Here is a 26139-nt window from a genome sequence, read left to right on the forward strand (position 1 = left end):
CGCGACTCAAACACCATGTGCTCGCGAGCTCAAGGCTCGGGAACCAGGACATTGGCCGTGTCCCGTTCGACGATGGCCATTGCTTGCTGGAACAATGCCTCCACGCTTTCGGCAGCGCTGTAACCCTTAAGCCGGCCCAACAGCGATAGCTCGGCGACGACCATGCAGGACCAAACCGTTTCACCGTCAATCGGCGTTGAGGCGCCGGTCTGTTCTGCAGCGATATCCTGAACACTGCCGCAACCGATCCAGAGCAAATACGGCTTACGCTGGACGATCGAGCACCATCCCCAATCCTCGGGGACGATCTCTTCGACAATCCGGCCTTCTGAAACCAGGCGATCGTGCAGCCACCGGGCAACCTGCTGCCCGGAGACGAATGGGTTCGTGGCTTTGGCCTCACTGGCCTCGCGGCCGAACAACGTTGAGCGGAACCAGAATTGCGGTGGATTCTTGGATGTCATAGGCGCGCCATGTCCTTTTCCGGTGTGTCGGGCGGTTCGATGATCACTGGCACTTGCTAAGCAGTTCTTCGCTTAACACATTCTCGACCGAGCCAATTTTGGCTGCCCGGTGAACGCACGCAGGCTGCCGATGAACTTCGTGATGCAACTTCCGGGTACCAAACTCAGCAGTCGAGCGCGTGTGTTGACATGGACAAGCCGACCCCCAATGTGTCGTGGTACGTGCCATCAGGTTGACGGTGACGCGGAGATTAGCAAACCAGCGTTCGTGGTTGGCAGCGCTGGAGTGGGGTGTCGTCGTGGCGCGACATCGTCGCGTCAATCGTGAGGAGGACTCGGCATGGGGGCGCCGACCGGCTGAATCCACGGTCTGTCGCTGACACCAACATAGGTGTCCTCGATCTCGATCGCATGGATCAAGGGAGGCCATGCCGTAGTCAGTACGATTTTACATAATATAGATTCTAACCAAAGTGGTTGATAAGTATCTTGTGCAATCGCCGCCGAACGTTAGGCGTCTGATCAACCACGAACGGCAACTTGTCAGTCTGAAGTGGGAAGCGCTGTCTTGCCATAGCGATGCAGCGACGATGGATGGACGCAGGCAGTCCGCAAGAAGGCATGACGGGGCTGTCCTTCATCTTCAACTCTTGACTGGCTCAACCCTGAGCTGGCAGAAGCCGAAATCTCGGGAATTGTTCTCATTGTCTGCACGCGGCCTTTGCTTTAGGCTGTGCCGTCGCCAGGTTGACCCCGTTTCCCGTGGAGGAGCCCAGGATGCGCGCAGTGCAAAGCCCATTGCAGTCTCCAGTGTCCCTGAGCGCGGCGAGCTTCGCCGAATGGGGCGAAGCGATCAGCACCAATTTTCTGCCCCTCGATTGTTCCCGCCCGGCGGGTGGCCGTTTTTATGGCCGTGCGAATCTCGCCCATTTCGCGCAAAGCGTGGTGGGTGACATCGAGGTGGGCGCGCATCGCGTTACGCGCCGCTGCCAACATGCCGAGGCGTCCGACGCCGGCTACTTCAAGATATTCTGGCAATTGAGTGGCCGCAGCGTGATCGCACAGCGCGGGCGCGAGGCGGCGTTGCTCCCCGGGCACTGGTCCATCTACGATACCGCCCAACCTTACAGCGTTGACATGGACGAAGGCTGCCGGGCGCTTGTACTACTCGTGCCGCAAATGCGCGGCTTTGGCTGGGAGGCTGCAACGCGTGAACTGTGCGGAAGCGCCCTCCCCGGTATGGGCGCCGCACGAATCGCCGCGTCTGCGCTCAGGGGGTTACTGCACGATACCATCGCCGGACATCAACTTGACCATCGTGCCCAGGCCGTCCTGGAGGATTCGATGGTGGCGCTGCTGGAAACGGCACTGCATGGGGCAATGGTGCCTGACGGGGTGGCCACGCACCAGCGCCTGGGCAAAAACCGCGTGCGGTCCATGGTCGAATATATCGACGCACAATTGCACGATCCCGAGCTGTCCGCACAACATCTGGCGGCGATATTCCATGTGTCGCGGCGCACGTTGTACAACCTGTTCCGGGAGTTCGGTCAAACGCCCCATGCCTACATCCAGTCGCGTCGGCTGGATCGCGCGGCGCAACGTCTTTCCGACCCTGTTGAGTCGAACTGCAGCATTACGCAGATCGCATTCGGGTTGGGCTTTGCCGATGCAGCCCATTTCAGTCGGGTGTTTCATGAACGGTTTGGCGTGACACCGTCGCAATGGCGCATGGATAAAAACGCGGGAAATATTGCGATGCAGCACGCATAGCGGCGTGGGCGTGCACTGCGCGACAAGCACTGTGCACCCACAGACAAGCTGCGTGGCCGGGCCGTTGCTAACTTCTGTCGATTCCCATGACGACAGGAGACAAGCATGAATGCACCGCATGAGACGCGCGCCGAGATCCGCAGCGCGATGCTGATCGATGGGCAATGGCGTCAAGCCGCATCGGGCGAGACATTCGCGGTGTTTGATCCCGCCACCGGTCAAGAGATCGCCCATGTACCGACTGGCGCCGCCGCCGACGTCGATGCCGCCGTTGCAAGTGCCCGGCGGGCGTTTGGCAGTGCTGACTGGCGCGACATGATGCCGGCGCAACGCGAGCGGCTGCTGCTCAAGTTGGCCGATCTGATCGAACAGCACGCTGACGAACTCGCACGACTGGAGACGCTGAACAACGGCAAGCTGCTGGCTTTCGCGCACGGCCTTGATGTGGGCGGCAGTGCCCAATGGTTGCGATACATGGCCGGCTGGGCCACCAAGATCGACGGCCAGACCTTCCAGATCTCCATGCCCTTCCCGCCCGGCACCCGCTACAACGCTTCCACGCGGCGCGCCCCCGTGGGGGTGGTCGCCGCGGTCGTACCGTGGAATTTCCCACTGCTGATGGCTGTCTGGAAGATCGCGCCTGCCCTCGCTTGCGGCTGCACGGTGGTGCTCAAGCCCGCCGAGGAGACGCCACTGACCGCCATCCGGCTCGGCGAACTGGCACTCGAAGCGGGCTTCCCGCCGGGAGTTCTCAATATCCTCACGGGCGACGGTGTCGCCGGGGCGGCCCTGGTCGCCCATCCGGATGTGGACAAGGTGACTTTCACGGGATCCACCGAGGTCGGGCGCCTGATCGGCGCGCGGTGCGGCCAGGATATCCGGCGGGTCTCACTCGAGCTGGGCGGGAAGAGCCCGGTTGTCGTCCTGGACGATTGCGACCCGGCCACGGCTATCCAGGGGGCGTCCGCGGCGATCTTCTTCAATCAGGGGCAAGTCTGCACGGCCGGCTCCCGGCTGTATGTGTCGCGTCGCCACTATGACCATGTCGTCGAAGGCATCGCGAAGGTGGCCGAAGCGATGGTGTTGGGGCCCGGGCTCGATCCCGCCAGCCAGATGGGGCCGCTCGTCTCCGCGCGCCATCGCGACAAGGTGGTGGGCATGATTGCCACGAGCCGCCGGGAAGGCGCAGAAATCGTGGCGGGCGGTGCCGGTGTCGAGCGCGACGGCTACTTCGTGCGACCCACTGTCGTCGCCAATAGTGCCAGCCGTGACCTCGAAATCGTGCGCGAGGAGGTCTTCGGACCGGTGGTTGTCGCGATGCCCTTTGACGATCTCGATGCCGTGCTGGAGGCAGCCAATCGGTCCGAATATGGGCTGGGCGCCAGTGTCTGGAGCAACAACCTGGGTGCCGTGCATCGGCTGGTCGACGGGATCGAGGCCGGCACGGTCTGGGTAAATTGCCACAACGTCGTCGATCCGAACATGCCGTTTGGCGGGTACAAGGCATCGGGCGTCGGCCGCGAACACGGCCGTTCGGCCATCGAGGCCTATACAGAGTTGAAGTCGGTTTGCATGGCGTATTGAGTCGCACGGAGTGCATGGGAGCACGCAGGGAACGGCGTCTGGGCCATTCCCTGCGCAACAACAAGACGCACAGCACAAGAAGAACTTTGAGGAGAGAGACAAGATGACGCAACGCGCGAAGCGGCCCCGTTTGCATTTCTGCGCCGCAGCGGTAACCGCGGGCATGCTGGCCACATCCGTGGCTTATGGCGCCCCCGCCACCCCTACCCCCTCGGCCACCAAGTCAACCCCCACCCCGGTGGCGCGGATCCGCACGGCAACCGCGAAGGTCGACGGCAACTTTATCCAGGCCAATGCCAGCAAGACCCCCGACTGGCCCAGCTACGGCCTGGACTACGCGGAAACGCGGTTCAGTCGCCTGAGCCAGATCGACAGTCACAACGTCAAGGATCTGGGGCTCGTCTGGTCCTATAACCTCGATTCCACGCGCGGCGTCGAATCGACGCCTCTCGTCGTGGATGGCGTGATGTATGTCACGGCCTCCTGGAGCGTGGTCCATGCGGTAGATGTGCGCACCGGCAAGCGGCTGTGGTCGTTCGACCCGAAGGTGGACCGGGCGCTGGGCTATCGAGGGTGTTGCGATGTGGTCAACCGTGGCGTGGCGCTCTATCAGGGAAAAGTATTCGTGGCCGCCTACGATGGCCGCCTGATTGCACTGGATGCGGCCACCGGGCGCAAGCTCTGGGAGAAGGACACCATCATTGACCGCAAGTTCTCGTACACGATCACCGGCGCGCCGCGTGTCTTCAAGGGCAAGGTCATCATCGGCAATGGTGGCGCCGAGTATGGCGTGCGCGGGTACGTCACGGCCTACGATGCCAACACGGGGGACCAGAAGTGGCGTTGGTTCACCGTGCCGGGGGATCCCGCGAAACCGTTCGAGGACGAATCGATGGCGCGGGCCGCCAAGACGTGGGACCCGGCGGGTAAATGGTGGCAGGCCGGTGGCGGGGGTACGGCCTGGGATTCCATGACCTTCGATCCACAACTGAATCTTATGTACATCGGCACGGGCAACGGCTCGCCCTGGTCGCGCAGCAAGCGCAGTCCGGCCGGTGGCGACAACCTGTACCTGGCATCGATCGTGGCACTCGATCCCGACACAGGCAAATATCAGTGGCACTACCAGGAGACGCCGGGCGACAACTGGGACTACACGTCGACACAGCCCATGATTCTGGCGGACCTGACCATCGACGGCCAGCCGCGCAAGGTCATCCTCCACGCGCCGAAGAACGGTTTCTTCTTCGTGATCGACCGGACCAATGGGCAGTTTATCTCGGCGAAGAACTTTGTCGATGTGAACTGGGCCAGCGGTTACGACAAGAACGGACGGCCGATAGAGATCGCCGAGGCGCGCTCGCCCGACAAGCCCTATGACGCGATTCCGGGACCATATGGCGCCCACAACTGGCATCCCATGTCCTTCAATCCGGTCACCGGCCTGGTCTACCTGCCCGCCCAGCATGTGCCGATCAACCTGATGGACGACAAGGCGTGGACCTTCAATGGCGCACAACCGATGCAGCCGGGCGGCAACACGGGCTGGAATACGGCCAAGTTCCTGAACGCCGAGCCGCCCAAGAGCCAGCCCTTCGGCCGGCTGATGGCGTGGGACCCGGTGCAGCAAAAGGTGGCCTGGTCGCAGGAGCAGGTGTCGCCCTGGAATGGCGGCACGCTGACTACGGCAGGTAATCTCGTCTTCCAGGGCTCAGCAGATGGACGTTTCGCGGCCTACGACGCGAAGAGCGGCGACAAACTCTGGGAAACCCCGACCGGTACGGGCGTCATTGCAGCGCCGGTCAGCTATGAGGTCGACGGCAAGCAATACGTCTCCATCGCCGTAGGATGGGGCGGCGTGTACGGTCTTGCCCAGCGCGCCACAGATCGCCAGGGCCCCGGGACTGTCTACACGTTTGCGCTCGGCGCCAGGGCGAAGCTTCCTGACTTCGTCCAATATCGTAGCGATGGGCTGCTGCAGGGGGTGAAGTACGATCCGGCCAAGGTCAACGATGGCGCGGGCCTCTACGTCAGCAGCTGTGTCATGTGTCACGGTGTGCCGGGCGTGGACCGCGGTGGCAATATCCCGAATCTGGGTTTTGTGAGTACCGGGATGATTGAAAATCTCGACAAGATTGTCTTCAAGGGACCATTCATGGCGCGCGGCATGCCCGATTTCACTGGCAAGCTGACCCCCGAGGACGTCGAGAAGATCAAGGCGTTTATCCAGGGAACGGCGGATTCGGTCAGACCCAAGACGCAGGCCGGGCTCAAGTAGGCCTGGCCGGGTAGCAGATATTAAGCGAGGGCCGGTTGCGCTGCCGTATGTGGGGGTAGAGGCGGCTAATGGATGAAGCGCGACCGTCCGCTCGCTAGATCAGCTCTCGGTAAAGCACCGAGAGCGCTTCGCTGCCCCCAGCGCCGTCGCGCCACATGCGCGCGGCAAACGCGTCTTCGAACTCCTCGCTGCCCTCCTCGAACATTTCGTAGACGCTGTCGTGTGACAGCCCGCCTTCGAGCACTTTGAGTGCCGCCTCGACCGCCTGTTGTGCGCGCTGCGGAAGGCGTGGCTGGAGCGCTTTCAAGGCCGCGATCTCGGCGTGTACCTGTTCGTCTGTTTTCTTGGCCATGTCGTTCTCCCTTGAGTCGCCCTCACCTAGTTAAGGCTTGGCATCACCACGGCTTGTGCCGGTCCTGTCGACAAAGACTACCACTTTCAAAGTGCCGAATCATCAACTCGGCGTTTGGTGCGCAGAAAGCTCCGAATCGAAAACTGGATGTCTCGCCGTGAATCCTCGCGATCTGCCTGAGGGGGCTGCGCTGATTGTTGAGCTTACCAACTGGCAAATGCCTGGGACACGGGTTCTTTGTTGGGCAAGATGCTGCGCATTGACGTGCGGGGCAGCGGCTTCGGGGTGCCCTCGGATAATCCCTTTGCCTCCGGCAACGGGTAGCCGCTCAGAAATCTGGGCGCGCGTCGAAGGATCCGTATGTGTGGGGGCTTCAATGTGCGAAACGACCGGGCTCACACCGCCCGCGTTCGAGAACGACCATGCTGACGGAAGTTGCGCCATCTTGGGAGGCTTCGTCTACGGTGGAAATACCGTCCCGGAGATCAATGGCCGCTGTTTCCTCATGGACCTCGCGTGGGGCGGTTGAAGAGCATTGCGTATCGAGACGGGGCCGTGAAGGAATCGTGTGACTGGTCCCTGCTGCTGCCTGGGACGATGTATTCGTTCGGCAGGGATGCTGCGGGCGAGCGCTATGTGCTGGCCGAAACCGGCGCCGGGGGCAGGTACTGCGTGTGCAGCGCAGTCAATGGGTGCGGGAACACGAGGAGCCATCCACAGTTGCGCTGGAGTGCGAGACATTCAGCGGCCGAATTGTTTTCGCACTGCTCCCGCTTGGCACGCCCATCGCGAATCGCGCGGTGTTGTCTGAGCTGATCGGCCTGCTAATGTGAAAGTCGTTGTTGTCTTTTGGCAAGGAAATCTGCCGCGCGCATGGCCTCCGGAAGTTTTCGCTGATACACTCCGCCCCCGTCGAAAACCAATTTTACGGAGTTTGCCAACATGGCCATCAAGAAAGTCGCAGCAACTGCAGTGAAACGCGTAACCAAGAAAGCTGTTGCAACGCCCGCGAAGAAGGCAAGCGTCATCGATCGCGAAGTGAAGGCTGCCGAAAAGCAACTGGCTAAGTTCCGCGCAGATCTGGCCAAGCAAGTTGCGGCTGGCAAGAAGGCCATCGTCAAGGCAGCCGCCGACCTGAAGAAGCTGAAGGAATCGGCACGCGCCGCACACGCAGCAGAAAAGGCCGCCGCCAAGGAAAAGCTCGCTGCCGCCAAGGAAAAGGCCGCAGCAGCCAAGGCAAAAGCAAAGGCCAAGGCCAAGCCCGCAGTAAAGGGTTCCCCGGCCAAGAAGGCCGCTAAGCCGCAAGCTGAGAAGGTAGTGAAGGCCGTCAAGACGGCAAATGCCGCCAAGCCGGCTAAGACCGTCAAGGCGGTTAAGGCTGTGAAGGCTGTGAAGGCTGTGAAGGCTGTGAAGGCTGTGAAGGCTGTGAAGGCTGTGAAGGCTGTGAAGGCGCCCAAGGCTGCCGCACAAAAGCCCGCGGCGAAGCCGGCTGCGAAAGTCCGTCGCGCTAAGGCTGCCAGCGTGAAGCCGTCGGCAGCGCCCGCTACGCAAGCAGCGGCCGCACCGGCACAAGTGGCTACCCCTGCATCGGCTTAAGCGCGCGACCGCCTGCGCATTACGCAGGGCAAAAGACTGAGGCCTTGCGCCTCTCGCATGAGGTGTGAGTCTGACCGAAACAGCCCGATCGGCTTAAGTTGATCGGGCTGTTTTCTTTTGCCCCGCCGATCACTATGCGCATCGAAATGGATCTGCACTTGGCTTGCACGAGCCGGCCCGTACAACGTGGTTTATTCTCGTAAATATTCAATTTATCCGGGGATGAAAGCATGCAATCCACGAATATAATGCCGCATGGGTAAAGAAAATCTGCAACGGTTGATGGAACTGGCGCCGCGTGGCCAGCCACTGGATCCTGATCTACTTCGGGATATGCGTGTCTCCTCACGCGCAACGAGCTATTTGCTGGAAGCGGGCTGGCTACAGCGCCTGTCGAAGGGCGCATACCTGCTCAGAGGTGACAAGCCGACGCGCGAAGGCATGGTGGCATTCGTATCTCGCAAAATGCCGGGATTGCATATTGGCGGCAAGTCGGCGTTGACGTGGCACGCCACGCAAAAGGTGTCAGCCACCACCGAGCGCATTGGGTTGTGGGGGCCACGGCCTTACCGATTTCCTTCCTGGCTCGCCGAGCATCTGGATTTCATGTACCAGACCACCGATCTGTTTGACGGGCACCTTCCGTACGCGCAGGGTTTGATATCCGCGCCGCATGATCCCGGTGTGATGGTGTCTGTTCCCGAACGTGCGTTGCTAGAGCTCGCCAGCGACGCCGGAAAAACGTTGACAGTCCAAGCGCTGGAAAACGCGATGAGCCTGGCGAGCGATCTGCGCCCGTCCGTGCTCGATCAGCTGTTGTCTCACTGCACACGCGTGAAGGTCATCAAACTGGTTCGCGACATCGGACGGCGCGGGAGCTTTTCCTGGGCCGACACAGCGGAGCAGCATGTCGATCGTCTCGGAGCGGACAAGCGTTGGTCCTACGCGTCAAAAAATGGGGAACGACTGACGCTGGACTGAGGCCGAAGGCAGCTCGCCAAGCACTCACTTTCGCAAGAGTTTCCCTTGCGCCGTTGTGGCCTGCCATCTGACTGCAATGAATGATGGAAGCGGCCACACCTTGGCCTGCCGATGAGGACAGCAACACGCGTCCAACCGCGGATCTGCTAGAAACCCCTCAGAAAAGTGTCATAACTACTGACACTGATGGGGCGCTTTCGGCTACCCCGCCATCGATTGCGGCAGATCAATCAAGGGCCGGCGGCGAGCGACGAACATGGTCGCCAGCAACAGCGTTCCGGGGCTCACTGCAAAGTGCATGGTTCAACGATTGCCACACGCCCGTCTTGCGGGTTGGTCGCACGTGCCACTGCCATGGGGTATTCCTAAACCGATACCTCCAGTACTTCGCGATCGCTATCGAACCACCGCGCGGGAAGTGACACACCTGCGTGCTCATCGTCGACATGCAGGTTCCTCAGACCTCCGCGCTTGCGTGTTGTCGGTGAAATTGTGGCGGGTCTGGCGGGCGGCCGTGTACATGGCCAATGCAGCCGCGCATCGAACAACGCTCGGGATTCTCCGCCCCGACGTCGCCGCGTTGTTCCCGACTGCGCAGCCGTCTGACACCAGGCGCACAAGCGAGGTCCAAGCCTCCTCGCACTTCACAGGCGGCGCGTTACCCTGTCACGCGCCGCCTTTTTCTCGTTATGGGTATCTTGCCCGGACGCCGGCTCAACCCGTGACGGGTCCCACAGTTCGTCCCCCCGAGTCGTAGCGACCTGGATGCGTCGCCGGAAGGCTATGCATCGCCCAATGGACGATGTGCGCGCTGATTGAGGCGGCCAATGGCTCCCTGGTGTCGGGGCCCGATCATCGACAGCTGATGCGTCTTGTGATGCAAATCAAGTACCCGATGCTTTGCACTGCGCAAAATGACTCCAGGAACCAGACAGTCAGTTCCTTCGCTTCGTTGATGATCGCCAGGAGGCAACATGTTCCCCGAATACCGCGCCAAGATTTCCCGCCTCAGAATTGAGGACGCGCACTTTGGCAAACTGTTCGCACGCCACAACGAGCTCGACCACCAGATCAAGAACATGGAGTCCGGTGCCGTGCCGGCTTCGTGGCACGAAATAGAAGCTCGGAAAAAGCAAAAGCTAAAGCTCAAGGACCAACTCTACGCGGTCCTCAAAAGCCACGCACCTTGATCGATCACGACCGCTCGCGACCGCTCACCAATCGAACATGGCGACGCCAGGAAGGCTTCGGCCGGTTTCCGACGACTTCCCCACATTCTCAAGATTCCCGATTCCCCCCAAGAACTTGTCATGTACAAGCACATCCTTCTCCCTATCGATGGCTCCGACCTGTCACGCAAGGCGGTGTCGGCGGCAATCACCTTTGCCCGGAACACCGGGGCGAGACTTACGCCGTACTTCTGTATCGATGAGTATCCCTTCTCGTGGCGATCGGACTCATCCCACGAAACCAAACATACATATAGCGGGCGTATGGAAGCCTATGCCCGACATCATTTGGCTTTCGTCGAGTCAAACGCATCACTGGCGGGCGTGCCTTGCATTGGCCGGACCTCCACCGCGTCTTCACCATATCTAGGCATCATCGCCGCCGCGGAGGAATTCAATTGCGATGTCATCTTCATGGCATCGCACGGGCGAAGCGGCTTGTCTGGTCTTCTGATCGGCAGCGAAACGCAGAAAGTTCTGACGCATACAACGATTCCGGTTCTCGTGTTTCGCTAGCGCTACAGCGAGGCGCTGAAACAGCGGATAGCAACTCGTGCTTTCGGTGGCGGCGCAAACCACAGGTTCGTCACCGAAGCTCAACGCCCACGCTTGTCGCCCGCCCCGCCCCATCATTGCGCACTCCCGCCTACGCAACGATTCCACGCCTCTTTGTCCGATATCTCCAGCACTCCTTAGCTGAGCGCACTGCAGCATCCCACGACTGCCGTCGAACAAGTCCATTGAGAAGTTCCCCGCCGCGCATCGTCACGCGAAAACAACTTGATCTCGCACAACCGCAAGGCAATAAGACGAGATCCTATGCCATATCGGTCAGTTCCACATATCAACATTCCTAGCAGTCTTGGGTATCGTACGAACTCGAAAATGATCACTTTATAGGGTTTCGTACGATGGGATATGAGCAACTCGCAGAACTACGCAGCATGCTCGCAGAGAAAGCTCGGAGGCAGGCAGAAGAGAAGGCGTCACAGGATAGATCGCAAAAAAATGTCGTGGACGGCGACGCAAGCGTTCGCGCTATTGACATCCTCCAACGTCGTTTTCCGAAGGCCTTTCCAAGAAGTCCCGCCTCCAAAGTCCCATTGCAACTCGCCATACTCTCCAACCTCCTCGCAAACGCGGAAGATCTTTCCCTTAGCGAAGGAGACATTCGCGCCGCAGTCGCCACGTGGTGCCGTGAACCACGTTACTGGGCTGCGCTCACCGCAGGCGCCCTTCGACGGGACTTGGCTGGCAACCTAGTCGGCATCGTCACCGAAACGGAAGCAAGGCGAGCTCGATACTGGTTGCGCAAACATGCGTCGCCGACACCGAAGCCGGCGCTGACGTTGACGCCTGTCGGGATCCTTCAACTCCGTTACTGGATCTCTGATGACTGGTGAGGGCGAAGCCTCCAGGACGAGTGTGGATAGCGCAAAGCCTGATGGCGCTTGATGCTCAGGTGCAGGACCTGCAGAGAGGCCCCCGTTCTACAAGCTGACAACGAAAAAAACCCGGACTGCGAGGTCGCAGTCCGGGGTGCGGGAAGAAGCCGGATCGGGGAGTCAGGATCCGGCTTGAGCGAGGGCTCCAAGCATGTCGAAGCCAACTACAGTCTACTGGGACGTCGATGTTGAAGATATCGAGCCAGTACGAATGCAGGCCTCGGAGCGCTAGGATCCGTTCGGATCGTAGACAACGTATGTCGACGGACCATTTGATGACCCAACGGGGGCGTCCGGTATCAGGCCTGCGGCGGGCCGAGTACTGATGCCGGTGCCAATCCCACCTCGAGTGCATATTTGATGAGCTCGGCGTCGTTCGAAACGCCAATGCGCTTCATCGCATTGCTTTTCTGGGTGCTCACCGTTTGTTTGCTCCGGCGTAGATAGGTGGCAATGGCCCCCACGCTCATACCGGAGACGAATAGACGAACAACTTCAGACTCGCGCCGGGAAAGTTCAGCGATCGGCCTATTCTCTGGCACGCCATACTCGAAACCTCTCACAACCGCCGCCACGGCCGGTGAATGGTAGTGCCCTCCCGAACTCGCAATGTGAATCGCCGGCAGGAGGTGACTCGTATGGTCCGACTTACTGACAATGCAACGGATCCCAATCTTGATGAGATTGTGGATGACACCTGGATTGTCCAGCATCGTCAGGAGCACGATCCTCAAGTTCGGATACTTCCGAATGATGAAATTCAGCAATTGCATGCCGTCTCCGAATTCGCCACCCGGCATCGCATAGTCGGTAACGAGCACGTCCACCGCCTTGTCATCGAGGCACCGGATAATCTCCGTTGAGTTCGTCGCCGTGGCAACCACGTCGACCGTGTTCCCGGCGACCGACAACCTGACACCTTCGAGAACTGCGGGATGGTCGTCGGCGAGGACGACCTTAAGTCGGTAAAGCTCCATTCGATCACCTGCTTGTCTTACGTCGTTACCATTGCGTAGGCTTCGTGCGGTGGCAACTTTCCGGAAGCCACATCGGAGACGCCCATCGCTAGGCCTGCCAGACGCGAACACTCCCTGTCGAAATCGGCGGCGAACGCCGGTGACTAGCCCACGAGCGCTGGCGCTTATGAGCTGAATCCAGACAGGACGGTTGCCGATCTCTGGCAAATGGGGTCAATGGCGTACCACCGGCGTACCACCGCACGAAATGTGTGGTCGAACGAAAGTCTATGGGACGAGCGCATAGCCGGAGAATCGGACGCTCTCCAATTACGCTGATGGCCAGTCTGACTTATTCGAGAACAGGGAATCTCACGCAGATCCGATTCGAGCGTCTGGCGCTACAGAAAGCTCGGTCTGCAAAGGGCCCTGCAAGGGCCGCATGGGCGCAGCAAACAGTGTGCGGCGGAAGCGTTTTCGCCAGCATTCCACGACGCTGACTGGCGTTCGACTGTCTGGACTCGGGTCTCGAGACGTCTTGGAGCCAGTACCCATTCTAACGACGGCGTCGGATACGAAACAGGCCATCACGCATGGAAAGTTGCCGAACATCAAATCGCAAGTCGGACAGATGTCTTCTGCCCGAGGCATCGGATCATCTTCTCGACAGGTCGACAAGAACAACTCAGGGAAGTGATACGGCGACGGTACGCCCGAACCGCCAATGAAGGCGCTTCAACTGTGCGAACCACCTCGGCTCGATCTATCAGTCGTTGTCTCGCGCCGTGAGCGAGCTCATCGCCTCTGGGCGGCGTGGTAACGGGACATTCATCGTGATTGCCGATCGACGTGCGACGAAACAGCGACGATCCGCCTTTCCCAGGCCGGAAGACGTGACAAAGCAGACGTCATTGGGGCCGTCATCTGCTCAATGTCTTACACGTTGTGCAATCTCAACGACGCGCGACCATGACTGTGGCATCAATGTTTGTGTCGTTGACACCCTTACGGATGCTTCCATGTTCCCTCGTCTTCTTGATGCGCTTCGGTATCTATATGGACGGCTTTTCGACCCCGATAGGCCGGCAGGCAAAGCGTCTGCAACAGGCACCTCGCCAGTCGCTGCCCCGAGTCGCAGAGATCGGCGCCGACAGCGAATGGAGTCGAAGGCCGCGCAAGCAAAGATTCAAGCTTTCCTAACGTCGGTCAATCTTCGGCGTGGGCTGAACGAGAAACAGCGTCAGAAGAACGATGGGGTCGTCGCATACCGTTGGCGAACGGCCGGCGATAGATATGTCTGCGAGTACTGCGCCGCCAATGACGGCAAAGTCTTCCAATGGGACGATCCGCCGCCACTGACAGGCCATCCGGCATCTGGCTGCTGTTGCGCCAACGGCGTCTGTCGTTGTACTGCTGAGCCAATGCCTGGTGAAACCCGGCGAGACCTCGCCGGTTGAAACGAATCGCGCGCTGGAAAACAAGATGTCAATGTACTAATTTGTAAAAACAAATTGATACGTCTTTCCCTAAAATATGCGAGATATGCCAACGCGCAAAATAAGCTTATCAAAAATTTAAGTTAATTTGTTTGAAATCAAAGGGCGTGGAGAAGTGAATCACCAATCATGATGGCATCATTTTCATGGAGGCCCCGTCCCAATGCTCAATTCACTGACCAGCGATCAACTGAACGGTATGTTGCTCGCCCAGAGTGTTCTCATCTACGCCATTCTCCGAAGTCTGCCCCCGTCCGAGAGAGAAGCGATCAAGATCGCTTACGCCGCCGAGTCAGAGCGGTCGACTGAGGAGGTTGAGCACTGGCCGACTAGCCGAGCGTTTCGGCGCGGTTTCGAAGAACAGACCAGCGTCCAACTTGCGCGACTCTATTCGTTTCGGTCTCCCACGACCGTATAGGACATCACGGCCCGCATCAGCCTATTCCATGGAGTCCTTGTTCAAATGGAGTCTTACTCGGTCCTCGTCGACTACGATTTGGCATCTTGGCCAGCGCTTGGGTTGTTCGAGCAATATGGAAAGAACCCTGGATGGGCTCGGTCGGCGTGGACGCGCCCTCGAGGAAGGCATCTCGTCTTTCATTGCAACGCCATCCTTCCTCTGGGACAACGGCTCGTGCAACTCGAACTGCCTCTTGTCGATGACGCCAAAGGCAAGGAACCACATCGCCTCCTCGCCATCCCCTCATCGTTGATCATATGGATCGGTCACGGCGTCGCCGGATATCAGGCGCTTGGCATGTCGCCTCGCGGCCACTACTGGTGGCCGCCCTCGCTCTCCGAATCGATCCAAGCGTAGGCGAGTAAGGAAGCCAGGCTTGGTCAGTGCGCTTCACGCGCCCAAGCCGGGCTGCCTTGTCAAGTTCGTGCCGCCAGGAAGACGGGGTTCGACTTTCCCGTCCCTGCCAGCGCAATCGGATAGTCCGGACCCGAGAGACGACCCATTGCGCATTGATCAGCTGCCTGGCTCACGCGGGACAAAGCTTCGTTCCGTATGTTGGCACCTCGATCGATACCTTCCCTCGCTGCGCCACCCGAAACGACAGCCCGTAAAACGCTGACCAGCATCTCGCTGCCTCACCGAGCCGCCCTCTCTTCGCACGGGAAGATGACGTTCCTGCCGGCGCGGAAGAGTGCCCCCTCCCCTGGCGCACGGTGGTCGTTCCAGGCCCTAATTCTGAGCATGCTCATACATGTACAGCGGAAAGCTACGTTGTAGACGTGAGCTTTCTCCACAAAATCGATCGGCACTTGGAGAAACCTACGTTATAAACATGAGCTTTCTCGGAAGACATTCATAAAATCTAAGGCAAAATATGGGGATTGGATCTCGCCATTGGCGAGATCTGATGGATGCCGGTTCATCCGGTATTTCGTGTCTTGCGCACGCCGATATCCACCGGGAAGGTTGCCGGCTTCGCCCCCCTCTGCGCATTTTTACCACGTCGTTCGCACCCCGTTAGCTTGACTTATGTCAGGGCGACGACGAGTTTCATGTGTAGGAGAGTGTCTTGGGGAATCCAGCCAACAAAAAACCAGCTTCCGCAACGGTCTCGAAAGGCCGCCGCCGTCGGCCCACGGAAACGACGTCGGCGACTGCCGAGCCGCCGGAGGTGGCGTCAACAACAAGCCAGAGCGAGGCGCATCAGCGCCAGCTGCGTGCACTGTTCGCACTTGGCCGAGAGCGCGGGTATCTGACCCACGCCGACATCAACGACCACCTCCCAGACAACGTGAACCAGGCGGCGGCGATGGAGACCATCACCAGCGTCTGCAGCGATATGGGTGTGGCCGTGCATGAGCACGCGCCGGCTGCGCAGACACTTCTGCTCAATGACGCTGCGTCCGCGACGACATCTGATGATCAAGGCGACGAGGAGGCGGAAGCCGTCCTCTCTATCGCGGTCGCTGAATTCGGCCGCTCGACCGATCCCATTCGGATGTACTTGCGCGACATGGGCGCACGTCCACTCCTATCACGCGCTGGGGAGATCGAGATCGCGAAACGTATTGAAGGCGGACTCCAGGCGATGGTTCAGGCGATCGCCGTGAGCCCGTCAGTGGTACAGACCATCCTTGCCGATGTGGACCGCCTCAACGCCGGTGAGTTGTCGATCGATGAACTGGTTGACGGCTTCACCACTGCCGATGAACACAGCGAAGTGGTCGCCGAACCCGAGGATGCACACGCAACCGCTACTGGCAACACCGATGCTGTCGACGATGATCCGCAGGACGACGACACGGCGATCGCCCTAGCCGAGCCGGACAAGGACGACGCCGCTCGCCTTGCCCAACGTAAGCTCGATAGCCTTCTCATTTTCGGGCGCGTACGCGCGCTCTTCCAGTTGTTGCCGGCTGCGCCCATCACTGACGACGCACGAATGGCCGCAGCCGTTGCAACATTGCGTCGTGCCATCCAGCGCGAACTGGGCATCGTGAGGTTCGGCGCAAAAACAATTGACCGGCTATGCGCAACGGTGCGCAGCCAGGTCGCCGAGGTCCAGGCGATCGAGCGCAGCATTCTGGAGGTTGCCGTCGAACGCTGCAGCATGCCACGCGAGTCGTTTGTGGCCAGCTTCCCGGGTCACGAGACCGACCTTGCCTGGACCGAGCGTATCGCAGCAGCGTCACCGTCGTTCGGGTCGGCACTTCTCAGGCATCGACCAATCATTCAGGATTGGCAAGGCAAACTTGTCGCTCTAGAGGCCGATGCCGGGATGCCCCTCCGGCAACTCAAGCAGATCTATCGTGAGATGGGTGTCGCAGAGTCGACAATGCGACGGGCTAAGCGAGAATTGACTGAGGCGAATCTTCGGCTTGTCATTGCCATGGCGAAAAAATACGTCAACCGCGGCTTGCCGCTGTCGGATCTGATCCAGGAGGGCAATATCGGCTTGATGCGCGCCGTGGACAAATTCGAGTACCGACGGGGCTGGAAGTTTTCGACGTATGCCACCTGGTGGATACGCCAAGCGATCACGCGCGCACTTGCCGATCAGGCACGAACCATTCGTGTGCCGGTCCACATGACAGAGAACATTAACAAGCTTCACCGGATAACTGGCGAGATCCTTCAAAAAACCGGACGCGAGCCGTCTGTGGCTGTCCTCGCCGAGCGCATGGAAATGACGGAGAAAAAGGTGCGCTACCTGATCGAGATCGCACGCAAGCCTCTATCGCTTGAGCATCAGATGGGCGAGGCTGGGGATATGACGCTTGCCGACACGATCGAGGATGACGTGGCAAACTCACCGGAAGAGATCGCGAACCGGACGCATCTGCGCAAGGAGATCGAAGCCGCACTGGCAGAACTGTCGCCACGAGATGCCAACGTGCTTCGCATGCGATACGGCCTCGATACGAACGTCGAACTCACGCTTGATCAACTCGGTAAACAGTTCAACGTGACCCGCGAGCGCATCCGTCAGATTGAAGCGAGGGCGGTGCGCAAACTCGCACATCCCTGCCGCGCTGCCAGGCTGAAGGCCTTCCTCGACAAGTAAAGACTCGGCGAACTACCCTCGCCCTTTCGCCAGCCGGACTGTGCCAGCGTTCGCCGCAGCGATTCGGCCAGAAGAAGGATCGTTGTCGCTATCCATGGCGCGCTGCCAGCGCGCCATGGATAGCGCATCCGCGCTGCGCGGGCTTCGCCCGTCGAGAAGACTGTCTATATGGTTCCAGCCGTGGCGTGACGGCGAACCAGGAAAAACCTTGCGTTCATCCGCTGGACAGCCGGGGCCGTTTTCCGCATCCCTGCCTGTCGAATGCATGATGAACGTTAGACTGCGAAAACCCACCTAGTAGTACTCCACCGTGACGAGCATGGTCGCGCTGAACACACCAGCTGCCAACGTACCCAACCGGCGAGTCAGGCGAGCCCGATAAGCCTTGCTGGCGGAGGCGGTGTTCAGCAGGTCCACAAACGCCACGTAGGTACCGTCGAGCGGAACGGGTGTGCCAAGGGCGGCGTCCAGAATACTGATGCCGACACCATTATCAAGCGCATACATCGTCGCGTTTGAAACGACACCGTTAGGCGTGCTCGTCGTCGGCACGAAGGCGATATGAAGAGCGTAAGGGGACTCGCACGCTCGTGCTGCAGTGATCATGAACTCCCGCTCTACCGCGACGTTTCCCGCGGTCCCGACGGCTGGGATGCTCCCGAAATCGACCAGATTGCTTGGCTGAAAATTGAGATTTGCCAGACACTCAACAAAACGAACACTTCCGTTCAGTACATAATTAATATTGTAGCCTGGCGTAATATTTAGACCACTGCGCCCATCCATCTGGAAGACACGGAAATTATTGAATGTCGACAGCCCCCCCGTCGGTGAAGAACCATTTTTCAATACGACCACAGAAAATGTAAAGGGAAATGTCACCGTCTCCCCCATGCCGGCGGGGATTCTCTCATTGAGATGAATAGTGCCGCTCGTCTGGGTGTAAAGATAGCCTGCCCAACGGATTCCCACCGTTGTTCCGGCTGCGGGGCCACTGCCAGTCGGATTGACGTAAAGAAAGACATCTTCGGCGACGCTGGTCCAGTCGTGACTACACGTCACTGTAATCGTACGGGGGGTCGACTCCCATATCACCGCACCGTCGACAGCGTCGGCTGGCACCGGGATGTTGGTCGAGATGGTGCCCGCCACGACTGCCGAACCATTGGCTGCGTTCACACACCTCAGCGCCAGTGCTTCCTGCGACGCGATGAGTAGCGCCAGGCCAAATATTATCGAGATAACTCGTCGATTCATGTCAACACCTTCCGGTTCATTCCGCTGTGGAAGCATATTTCTGGGATTCAGCGAGACGATCGCCGTCGCGCCCATTTGAATCCGCAGAACCGATCGCACTCAGCTATCCCGGGCACAAACGGCATTTGCCTCTTGATACCCTGTCGCATCAGACAGAGGCGCGGCAGCAGGAAGATTCAAAGACAACGCACACATCGAGGCGGTGTCGTCTCCCCACTTGACGATCAGATCGGCTGCGCCGTTGGGCAGGTTAGCCAGGATTTTGCTTCCTTGACTGACCACCCCAATTCGCTGCCCGCCGGCATCCAGCACGGTGGCACCAAAGGGAAGTGGCTTGCCGTCGGTTAGTTTCGCGCGAATCAACACGACCGCGCCAAGGTCCTCGGTTTCGAATCTCGCGACAGTGACAGCGCCAGCCGTCGGACTGGTCAGCGTTGTCGTTGACCGCATGCCTACACTCAGGGGCAGACCCTTGGGATCAATTTCTATTTGGTTGCGCGCAAACGGAATCATGTTCGCTGCCACTGCCCGCCCCCACGGATCCAGCCGCAGGCCAGCGGCAGTCAGGACCTTGGCGCCTCCGGCGTCCTTTGCCTCGACGATCGTCATGGTCTCACCCATGATTGGCGTCAACACAATGCCACCGGAATATCCCACCACACCCCCTGCGATCCCAACACTGGATTGCGTATAGTTCGTGCCTTTGCTGACGCTTGCATTTACGGTGGTGAATGGCGACACATAGGTCGCACTGGCACCCACGGAGGTCGTCGTTGGGTGACCCTCGCCAGTGCTGTGAGCCGCATTGAGGGCATAGCTGACGCGATTGTCTTCACCTAGCGTTCCCGAAACGGACTCACGCAGATTCGTTCCCCCCGAAGAGATGCGCTCGATGGAGGTCACCGATTGCGGAGCGTGGGCGCGCGTGCCAAGCGGAATCCCGGCCGTCAGCATGACGCGATTCACCCATCGGTTCCGTGAGACGTCCAACTCGCGGGATGCCACGACGCCGTAACTGATACGCCGGTACGCGTTGCTGTATCCCAGCGTGAATTGCGTATCGCGTCCGTTCCGATTCCAGTAGTGCTGCGTCGACCCGGCAACAAAGAAGCGGCCCCAATCCCGGGGCAACGCTTGGTTGAGCGTAATCTGGACACGCCCGCGCTGGATACCGCCCATCCCATGGGCTACGTGACGCGCGTCCAGATCGCGGAGTGCCATGGCATCAGCCAGCCCAAGATAGCCCTGGGTGGAGTAGCGATATGCAGCCAACGTCAAATTGGTACTCGTTGGCGCGACCAACTTTGTATAGCTGATCCGGTAGCTCTGCCCGCTGCGGCCGGGTTGGTGTGCGAGCTGGGTCCGTGCATGCGTGACGTCCGCACCCAGAGCGCCAAGGTCGGTGTTCATCGCCACGCCCACCAACCCGGCGGTGTAATCCTCCGCCAAGGTTGCGCCGGCATAGCCGGTGAACAGATTGGAGAAGCCGTGCTGAACCGTCGCCTGTATCAAAAAAGGGTTGCCGTCGGTTTCCGTACTGCGGTACCAGCCGCCCGTGACGCTATAGCGCGTCCTGCCCGGCCGAAGCGCGTTGACGGCCGCGGCATACGGCACCTTCGAGGCATGCACACTGCCATCCGCTTCTGTGACCACAACCTCGAGGTCGCCCCCGTAACCTGTCGCGTACAGATCATTGATCTCGAAAGCGCCGGGCTGGACAGTCGTCTCGTAGATGATATTGCCGTTCTGGCGGATCTGAACGCGTGCCGTCGTCGAGGCGATGCCGCGAACCGTGGGGGCGAAACCTCGCAGGGACTCGGGATACATCCGATCATCGCTTGCCAGTTGCACACCCCGAAAACCGACTGCGTCGAACAACTGGCCGTCGGTGAAGCCATCTCCAAGCGTCAACTGACTCTTGAGCGGCGTGATTGCGCGCTTGAGGTTGGTCTGCATCGCTTGATACCTGCCGCCGGTCCCGTGAGCCTGACTATAGCTACCCATATGATTGAACCGCCAGGGCCCGATGTTCATGCCGCCATTCACGCCCACATAACTCTGGGAATATCGGCTGCCAACGCTCTCGGCGTGATAAACGTTGGCGTTGTACTGCAACTTGGCCGCATAGACACCATCATCCCAGAACCTCGGGTCGATATAGCCGCGGGGGTTCCGAAGCAAGGCGGCCTGCGGAACAGTAATGTTCAGACGTTGCTCGCCGTGGTCAAACTGCGCTGTAGCATTGGGTATCAGATCCTGAAGCGCCAGACAGTCACCGGATGTCAGCGCCGACAGTGCCTCGACGTCCAACGTGGTGAAATCCACGCCGATTCGCTCGAGCAGGCCCCGGTTCATGCAAGGCAGTACGTTCACCTCGTCTTCGCCAAACTGACGCATGGAAACGTCGGTGCGCCCCAGCCACATCTCATTGACAAACAGTTCGGCGCGGTACTGCCCTGGGGGCGTGACATTGCCTTTGTTAAACCGACTGATGTCGAGATTCCCCACCAATCCTTTGTGCATAAAGCCGTCGTTGAACTGCACCTCGGCAATCACAGATTTGTTGTCGTCGGAAGGCAGGGTGGCGGCGAATGCGGAGGTCGCGCCGAGAATCATCATCGCAGCTGTGCTGATGGGGCACAAATTCGGCTGCAACGATCGAGGCCGGGTACGCTTATGCATGGTCGTCAAAGAATTCTATCTACGCGTCCAATCCTGCGACCTGGCGGCCGCATCCTGAGGGTTCGATGTTGTGTTGCCGGGCGTAAGCGGGATCGCGCCAAATCGGACGCCGTTTGTGTCAATTACTGCTTCAATGACATTGCATTGCGGTGGGCGCCACCATAGTCATTGATTGCATGGAATCGGACCGTCTTGCCTGCACCGCCAGACAGTTCACCGCTAAGCGTGAATACTTTCGACGCGCCGGGATCTACCATGCCGACGGTTTCCGCTTTCACGTTCCGCCCGCCGGCAGTAACTTCAATCGACGCGAAGGAAACGTGATATGCCGTCGGGTTGCGCGCCTCGATGCCACCCGGCACCAGCGTCCACTGGATCTGATCCGGTGCATCGACAGCGCTGCCCTGAATCCCGGTCGGGCGGAAGAACAACTTGATACGGGAACGGAAGGCCAACTGCAGTTTGTTCGCTTCTGTGCCGTCGCTCGTCTTGGGAGGAATGTCCAGGACGTTGAGCCAGAACACCAATTCTTTATCCTCGGCAAGCGGCTCGCCGGTATACACGATGCGAAGCGTCTGTGCCTTGCCAGGGTCGATACGAGAGACAGGTGGAGACACCGTGAACGGCGCGTCGATCAAGGATGGATCATCATTGACCTCTCCTCTATCAATCCAGACTTGAGTGAGACTCGGTGTCTTGCCTTCGTTGGTCAACTTGATGGTCGTCTCGCTCTCCTTGGCGTTGTACACCACACGCGTACCTGAAATCACCACCGACGCGTGCGCCTGCATCTGCGCTGCAGCGCCAGTGAAAAGCATCGCGGCGCACAGGACTGTGCGACCAAATCCCGTCGTGTTCATCGCTTATTCCCGGAAGGATTCTGTGGCTACTGGCGCGGAGATGGCGCGAGGCACCATCTCCGCGTGACCTGGCTGGTCATTCGTAGGCCATCGAATACGTGACGTAGGTGTTGACAGTACCGGCGGTAGCTGAGGCAGTCGCGTAGTAACGACCAAAGTACGGCAGCGTGGCGGAACCTGACGCAATGGTGGTCGGATTCGAGTTCTGCGAAGCAACCGAATCGCCAACCTTGATGACGGACTGATCGCCGTTAAGCAATTGAATTTCGACGTTGGTCGCCGTACCGGTCTGCTGCAACAGACGACCGTCAGCATTGACGGTCGAACCCGCTTCGAAGTGTGTACGGACGGGGCCGCTATCCGGCGTACACCTACTCAGCAAGATCGAAAATGCCGTGTCGCCAGTGGTGGCACCACTGGTTCCCAGTGTGGACGCAGCCACTGTCGGGAGCACCACGGTAAAGTTGTTACCGCCCCCGGTACTATTGACCGTACAGGTCTGCGCGGTGATTTCGCCAGTAAATGTAATGGTCCCATCCGAAGCCCATACCTCTGATGCCCATACCCCTGATGCAATGACGAATGCGCCGGCAGAAATAATGGCCGACATGCGTTTCTTTTCCATGTGATTTGTCTCCAGGACGTAGCAAGAAATGTTCGAATTGGCCACTCGGCACGAGAGATGGCTTGCCTTACAACGGCGAGGCAAGTCAGCCGGCGTGGCTGGTTCAGGCAGGATTCTGGAGTCGTCGACGCTGGATTTGAATCGGACGCGTACGATTTTTGATGCCATGCTTCCGGATACTGCGGTTTGCGCTGCGCTATCGGAGCTGCGCGTGCGATTCGTTCACGTCGGCGGTCCTATAGGGGCGAAAAATCCTGGCGCTGTCGTTGCTTCGAGACCTGACGCGCTTGATGACGATGGCAAGCGATGCGTAGACCGCGCTACAGTGCCCGTCCAGTGGGACAGGCAATCGTGAGAAATGCGCGCGAGACCGGCGAGTGCGTTGCGCGCGCTTGCATGCCCGCTTGCATGCCCGCTTGCAAGGGACTGTCGTGAATATCTGTCGAGCCGGGCGAACGTGTCGGCGCCCCCACGCCACCATAGATCAGCGTGCGCTCGATTCCCTTACTGCGCGCTGGAGTACCTGAGTGCGCTTTGGCGTCTGGCGGGCAATGAGCCGGGTTGTGTGTCGTCGCTGCCGACATCCAGCCAAGGACCGCCGGCCCGCTGTGCTGCAGCGTTCATTCACACTGCTGGCTACATAAGCGCGGCCTCAGCAGCGCGCGCTGTCTCAGCGATCATTTCGCGGAGCCAGGCGTGCCCTGCGTCATCGTCTTCGCGGCCATGCCATACCGCGCGCAGGACCTCTCCTGCCGACGGGTAGGGCAAATCGCGGCGGATCAGATCTCCGCTCTTTGCGAGAGCCACGGCCAGGGACGCTGGGACGATGGACAGCATGTTGGTCTCGTGAAGCAAGGCTGGAATGGCCAGCGAATGTGGGACAGTGACCCGAATCCTGGGCGCCTCGTTCAAATTCAGGAGCGCTGCTTCCAAGGCCCGCCGATCAAACATCTCTGACTGACGGGCAAGGCCGCGCTCGACGATGAATCCCCCTACCGCCCCTTCCTCTTGCCCGCCGACGGACAAGGTAACAAGCGGATACTTCGCCAGATCCTGTAACTTGAGCTTTCTGCGCGACGCCGGATGCCCCTTTCGCATCAGGATAGACTCTCCTTGCGACATCAGCGTTTGGGAATGCAGGCGCGGCGGCACCTCGGAGAAAATACCGATCGCCAGATCGATACGTCCAAGGTCAATCTGCTCGGCGAGGTCCAGCCGGGTTGACGGCCGGATGATGAGATCAACGTGTGGCGCAACCTTCTGAAGGGTGCGGGACAACGGTGCCAGAATCACGGCCGTGATGTGGTCATTTGCCGCGATTACGAATCGTCGTCGGGAGATGTCGGGCGAGAACGGCTCGACGCCCAGGGCATATTCGATACGGCGCAGCGCATCAAGCAGGATAGGCGCCATGGCCGTCGCCCGTCCGGTCGGCACCATGCCTTTGCCCATGCGTATGAACAACTCGTCGCCGACGAGTTCACGCAGTCTTCGGAGTGCGTGGCTTACGGCGGACTGGGTGAGATGCAGGCGTTTGCCTGCAAGCACCAGATTCCGATCCTCGTAGACAGCCTCGAATACCCTGAGAAGGTTCAGGTCCGTGCGACCGATGCTCATGATGGCACCTCATTCATTGAATGGCGTTCATTATGCCGTTGCACAACCATCAATTCCATTCAATTCACACCCAGCGCATCATGGTGTCCAACCATCCCTCAGGACACGACACCATGCACCCCGAAACATCGAACCACGACAGGGAAGCGCTGATCACCCAGTGCATTCCCTTCCTCGAAGACGTCAAGGACCTGACAACTAGCGCCAACGTCGAACGCTGGCTCAACGAAAAGTACGGGCCTGACAGCGCATTTTACGAGACGCTGTCCTCCTTGGTGACGAAGGGCGTAGAGGACGGGTGGGCAGCGAACATCGAAATCGAGGGTCCGGGCTATCGCCGTAGCCGAATTGCGGAGCCATCCGAACGAACGCTTCATTTCAGCATCACCGCTGTGTACATGGATAGCACTGGCAATCGTCAGGGGCATGCCGATCACCGCTTCCGGGGCCAATACCACGGTCATCCGTATGGCGAGTTCAACATGGTCGTCCCGCTCAATCCCGGCGCGGCGCTGAACGGGCCGAACGGATGGTGCACGGGCGGGTGGACGGCGCCTGCCCCGGGCAGTCATCACTATCCGGAAGCAAAGGGTGGCGCCGTTATCGCGCTGTTCTTCCTGCCTTCGGGGCGCATCTCGTATCACAAATCCCCGCAGGAGCCACAGTCATGACGCCCACGTCCAACGAATGGTCGCAAGACGCCATCGCGCAATGCGTCGCGTCGGTCGTCAGTTCACGCCGGTCGGTACGGGCCTTCACACCTGAGTCATTGGGACGACACACCGTGGAAGCGATCCTGGCGGACGCCGCCAGTGCGCCAAGCGGGGCGAACATTCAGCCCTGGCGAGTCTACGTCGTTACCGGCCACGTCAAGGACGAACTGACCCGCACGCTCGTCGCGGCCTATCGCGACGGGATCGCCCCGGCGCCAGCGCACTTTCCGGAGCCGTTGCCCTCCACGTTTCGCACGAGGTTGATGGACTTTGGGGCGCGTTACTACGCGTCGCTCGGGATCGACCGTAACGACACCCCGGCACGTATGCGGCAGACCGAGCAGAACTTCTCGTTCTTTGGCGCTCCGGTGGGTCTGATCCTCAGCATCGACCGAAGGTTGATGCCACATAGCTGGATCGATCTTGGCCTGTTCGCGCAGAACCTGATGATTGCCGCGAAAGCACGGGGTATCGACACCTGCCCTCAGGTTGCCTTCGCGCCCTTTCACGAACAGATCGCGTCGCACCTGCATATGCCCGCCGATGAAGTGACGGCGTTCGGTATCGCCATGGGTTACGCGGATCCGCAAGCCAAGGTGAACCAGTTGGAGATGCCACGCGAACGCGTGCAGAGCTTCGCCCGCCTGATGGGGTTTCCAACCGCGCCTTCGGCGTGACCACCTACCCCAACCTGCTGCGGGGCCGAC

General features: G+C 59.7%; 21 protein-coding genes. 13 read left to right on the forward strand and 8 right to left on the reverse strand.

Annotated features, from left to right (window positions below; translation table 11 throughout):
* Positions 1-29: 29 nt before the first annotated feature.
* Positions 30-464 (reverse strand): hypothetical protein, encoded by a 435-nt coding sequence (locus CYJ10_RS12475; protein WP_101681802.1) that lies wholly within the window; start codon positions 462-464, stop codon positions 30-32.
* A 777-nt stretch (positions 465-1241) separates the two neighbouring features.
* Here CYJ10_RS12475 and CYJ10_RS12480 point away from each other — a divergent pair.
* The 3 genes from CYJ10_RS12480 (at position 1242) to CYJ10_RS12490 (ending at position 6099) form a co-directional block, all read left to right on the forward strand.
* A complete protein-coding gene (locus CYJ10_RS12480) occupies positions 1242-2237 on the forward strand; it encodes a helix-turn-helix domain-containing protein (protein WP_101681803.1) in 996 nt (331 codons plus the stop codon).
* A 105-nt stretch (positions 2238-2342) separates the two neighbouring features.
* On the forward strand, positions 2343-3821 hold the full coding sequence (gene styD / locus CYJ10_RS12485) for a phenylacetaldehyde dehydrogenase StyD (protein ID WP_101681804.1): 1479 nt from the start codon (positions 2343-2345) through the stop codon (positions 3819-3821).
* A gap of 103 nt (positions 3822-3924) precedes the next feature.
* Complete coding sequence (locus tag CYJ10_RS12490) at positions 3925-6099, forward strand: PQQ-dependent dehydrogenase, methanol/ethanol family (RefSeq protein WP_257993278.1); 2175 nt, start codon at positions 3925-3927, stop codon at positions 6097-6099.
* 94 nt (positions 6100-6193) lie between these two features.
* On the opposite strand, the gene CYJ10_RS12495 is transcribed toward CYJ10_RS12490, so the two are convergent.
* Positions 6194-6451 (reverse strand): hypothetical protein, encoded by a 258-nt coding sequence (locus CYJ10_RS12495; protein ID WP_101681805.1) that lies wholly within the window; start codon positions 6449-6451, stop codon positions 6194-6196.
* Positions 6452-7393: 942 nt separating this feature from the next.
* On the opposite strand from CYJ10_RS12495, the gene CYJ10_RS34115 reads away from it, so the two are divergent.
* From CYJ10_RS34115 to CYJ10_RS35195, 5 genes are all read left to right on the forward strand, one after another.
* Positions 7394-8047, forward strand: a complete 654-nt coding sequence (locus CYJ10_RS34115; RefSeq protein WP_180862912.1) for a hypothetical protein — start codon at positions 7394-7396, stop codon at positions 8045-8047.
* A 255-nt stretch (positions 8048-8302) separates the two neighbouring features.
* On the forward strand, positions 8303-9028 hold the full coding sequence (locus CYJ10_RS12505; RefSeq protein ID WP_101681806.1) for a type IV toxin-antitoxin system AbiEi family antitoxin domain-containing protein: 726 nt from the start codon (positions 8303-8305) through the stop codon (positions 9026-9028).
* 974 nt (positions 9029-10002) lie between these two features.
* Entirely contained in the window at positions 10003-10218 is a 216-nt protein-coding gene (locus CYJ10_RS12510; RefSeq protein ID WP_101681807.1) for a YdcH family protein, read from the forward strand.
* 120 nt (positions 10219-10338) lie between these two features.
* Positions 10339-10773 carry a universal stress protein gene (locus CYJ10_RS12515; RefSeq protein WP_101681808.1) on the forward strand — a complete coding sequence of 145 codons (435 nt, stop codon included), beginning with the start codon at positions 10339-10341 and terminating at the stop codon, positions 10771-10773.
* Positions 10774-11201: 428 nt separating this feature from the next.
* The gene (locus tag CYJ10_RS35195; protein ID WP_180862913.1) at positions 11202-11660 is read left to right on the forward strand and encodes a ProQ/FinO family protein; all 459 of its coding nucleotides are present in this window, start codon (positions 11202-11204) and stop codon (positions 11658-11660) included.
* A 341-nt stretch (positions 11661-12001) separates the two neighbouring features.
* Here CYJ10_RS35195 and CYJ10_RS12525 read toward each other — a convergent pair whose 3' ends face one another.
* On the reverse strand, positions 12002-12679 hold the full coding sequence (locus CYJ10_RS12525) for a response regulator transcription factor (RefSeq protein WP_101681810.1): 678 nt from the start codon (positions 12677-12679) through the stop codon (positions 12002-12004).
* 1136 nt (positions 12680-13815) lie between these two features.
* On the opposite strand from CYJ10_RS12525, the gene CYJ10_RS35200 reads away from it, so the two are divergent.
* From CYJ10_RS35200 to rpoD, 3 genes are all read left to right on the forward strand, one after another.
* Positions 13816-14115 carry a phage minor head protein gene (locus CYJ10_RS35200; RefSeq protein WP_180862914.1) on the forward strand — a complete coding sequence of 100 codons (300 nt, stop codon included), beginning with the start codon at positions 13816-13818 and terminating at the stop codon, positions 14113-14115.
* A gap of 673 nt (positions 14116-14788) precedes the next feature.
* Positions 14789-14971, forward strand: coding sequence for a hypothetical protein (locus tag CYJ10_RS33740; protein ID WP_146002032.1), 183 nt, complete (start codon positions 14789-14791; stop codon positions 14969-14971).
* Between the two features lie 712 nt (positions 14972-15683).
* Positions 15684-17678, forward strand: a complete 1995-nt coding sequence (gene rpoD / locus CYJ10_RS12545; RefSeq protein WP_101681814.1) for an RNA polymerase sigma factor RpoD — start codon at positions 15684-15686, stop codon at positions 17676-17678.
* A 294-nt stretch (positions 17679-17972) separates the two neighbouring features.
* On the opposite strand, the gene CYJ10_RS12550 is transcribed toward rpoD, so the two are convergent.
* The 5 genes from CYJ10_RS12550 to CYJ10_RS12570 form a co-directional block, all read right to left on the reverse strand.
* A complete protein-coding gene (locus CYJ10_RS12550) occupies positions 17973-19034 on the reverse strand; it encodes a fimbrial protein (RefSeq protein ID WP_101681815.1) in 1062 nt (353 codons plus the stop codon).
* Positions 19035-21554, reverse strand: coding sequence for a fimbria/pilus outer membrane usher protein (locus CYJ10_RS12555; protein ID WP_257993279.1), 2520 nt, complete (start codon positions 21552-21554; stop codon positions 19035-19037).
* Positions 21555-21739: 185 nt separating this feature from the next.
* On the reverse strand, positions 21740-22477 hold the full coding sequence (locus tag CYJ10_RS12560; RefSeq protein ID WP_101681816.1) for a fimbrial biogenesis chaperone: 738 nt from the start codon (positions 22475-22477) through the stop codon (positions 21740-21742).
* 76 nt (positions 22478-22553) lie between these two features.
* Positions 22554-23102: a fimbrial protein gene (locus CYJ10_RS12565; protein ID WP_101681817.1), complete on the reverse strand. Its 549-nt coding sequence runs from the start codon at positions 23100-23102 to the stop codon at positions 22554-22556.
* 636 nt (positions 23103-23738) lie between these two features.
* Complete coding sequence (locus CYJ10_RS12570) at positions 23739-24719, reverse strand: LysR substrate-binding domain-containing protein (RefSeq protein WP_101681818.1); 981 nt, start codon at positions 24717-24719, stop codon at positions 23739-23741.
* 113 nt (positions 24720-24832) lie between these two features.
* Here CYJ10_RS12570 and CYJ10_RS12575 point away from each other — a divergent pair, with 113 nt between their 5' ends.
* Together CYJ10_RS12575 and CYJ10_RS12580 are read left to right on the forward strand one after the other, a co-directional pair.
* On the forward strand, positions 24833-25390 hold the full coding sequence (locus CYJ10_RS12575) for a 4-hydroxylaminobenzoate lyase (protein ID WP_101681865.1): 558 nt from the start codon (positions 24833-24835) through the stop codon (positions 25388-25390).
* On the forward strand, positions 25387-26109 hold the full coding sequence (locus CYJ10_RS12580) for a nitroreductase (protein ID WP_101681819.1): 723 nt from the start codon (positions 25387-25389) through the stop codon (positions 26107-26109). The genes CYJ10_RS12575 and CYJ10_RS12580 overlap by 4 nt, the downstream gene beginning before the upstream one ends.
* Positions 26110-26139: the final 30 nt, after the last annotated feature.

Source organism: Cupriavidus pauculus, assembly GCF_002858765.1.
Classification (GTDB): Bacteria; Pseudomonadota; Gammaproteobacteria; order Burkholderiales; family Burkholderiaceae; genus Cupriavidus; species Cupriavidus pauculus_B.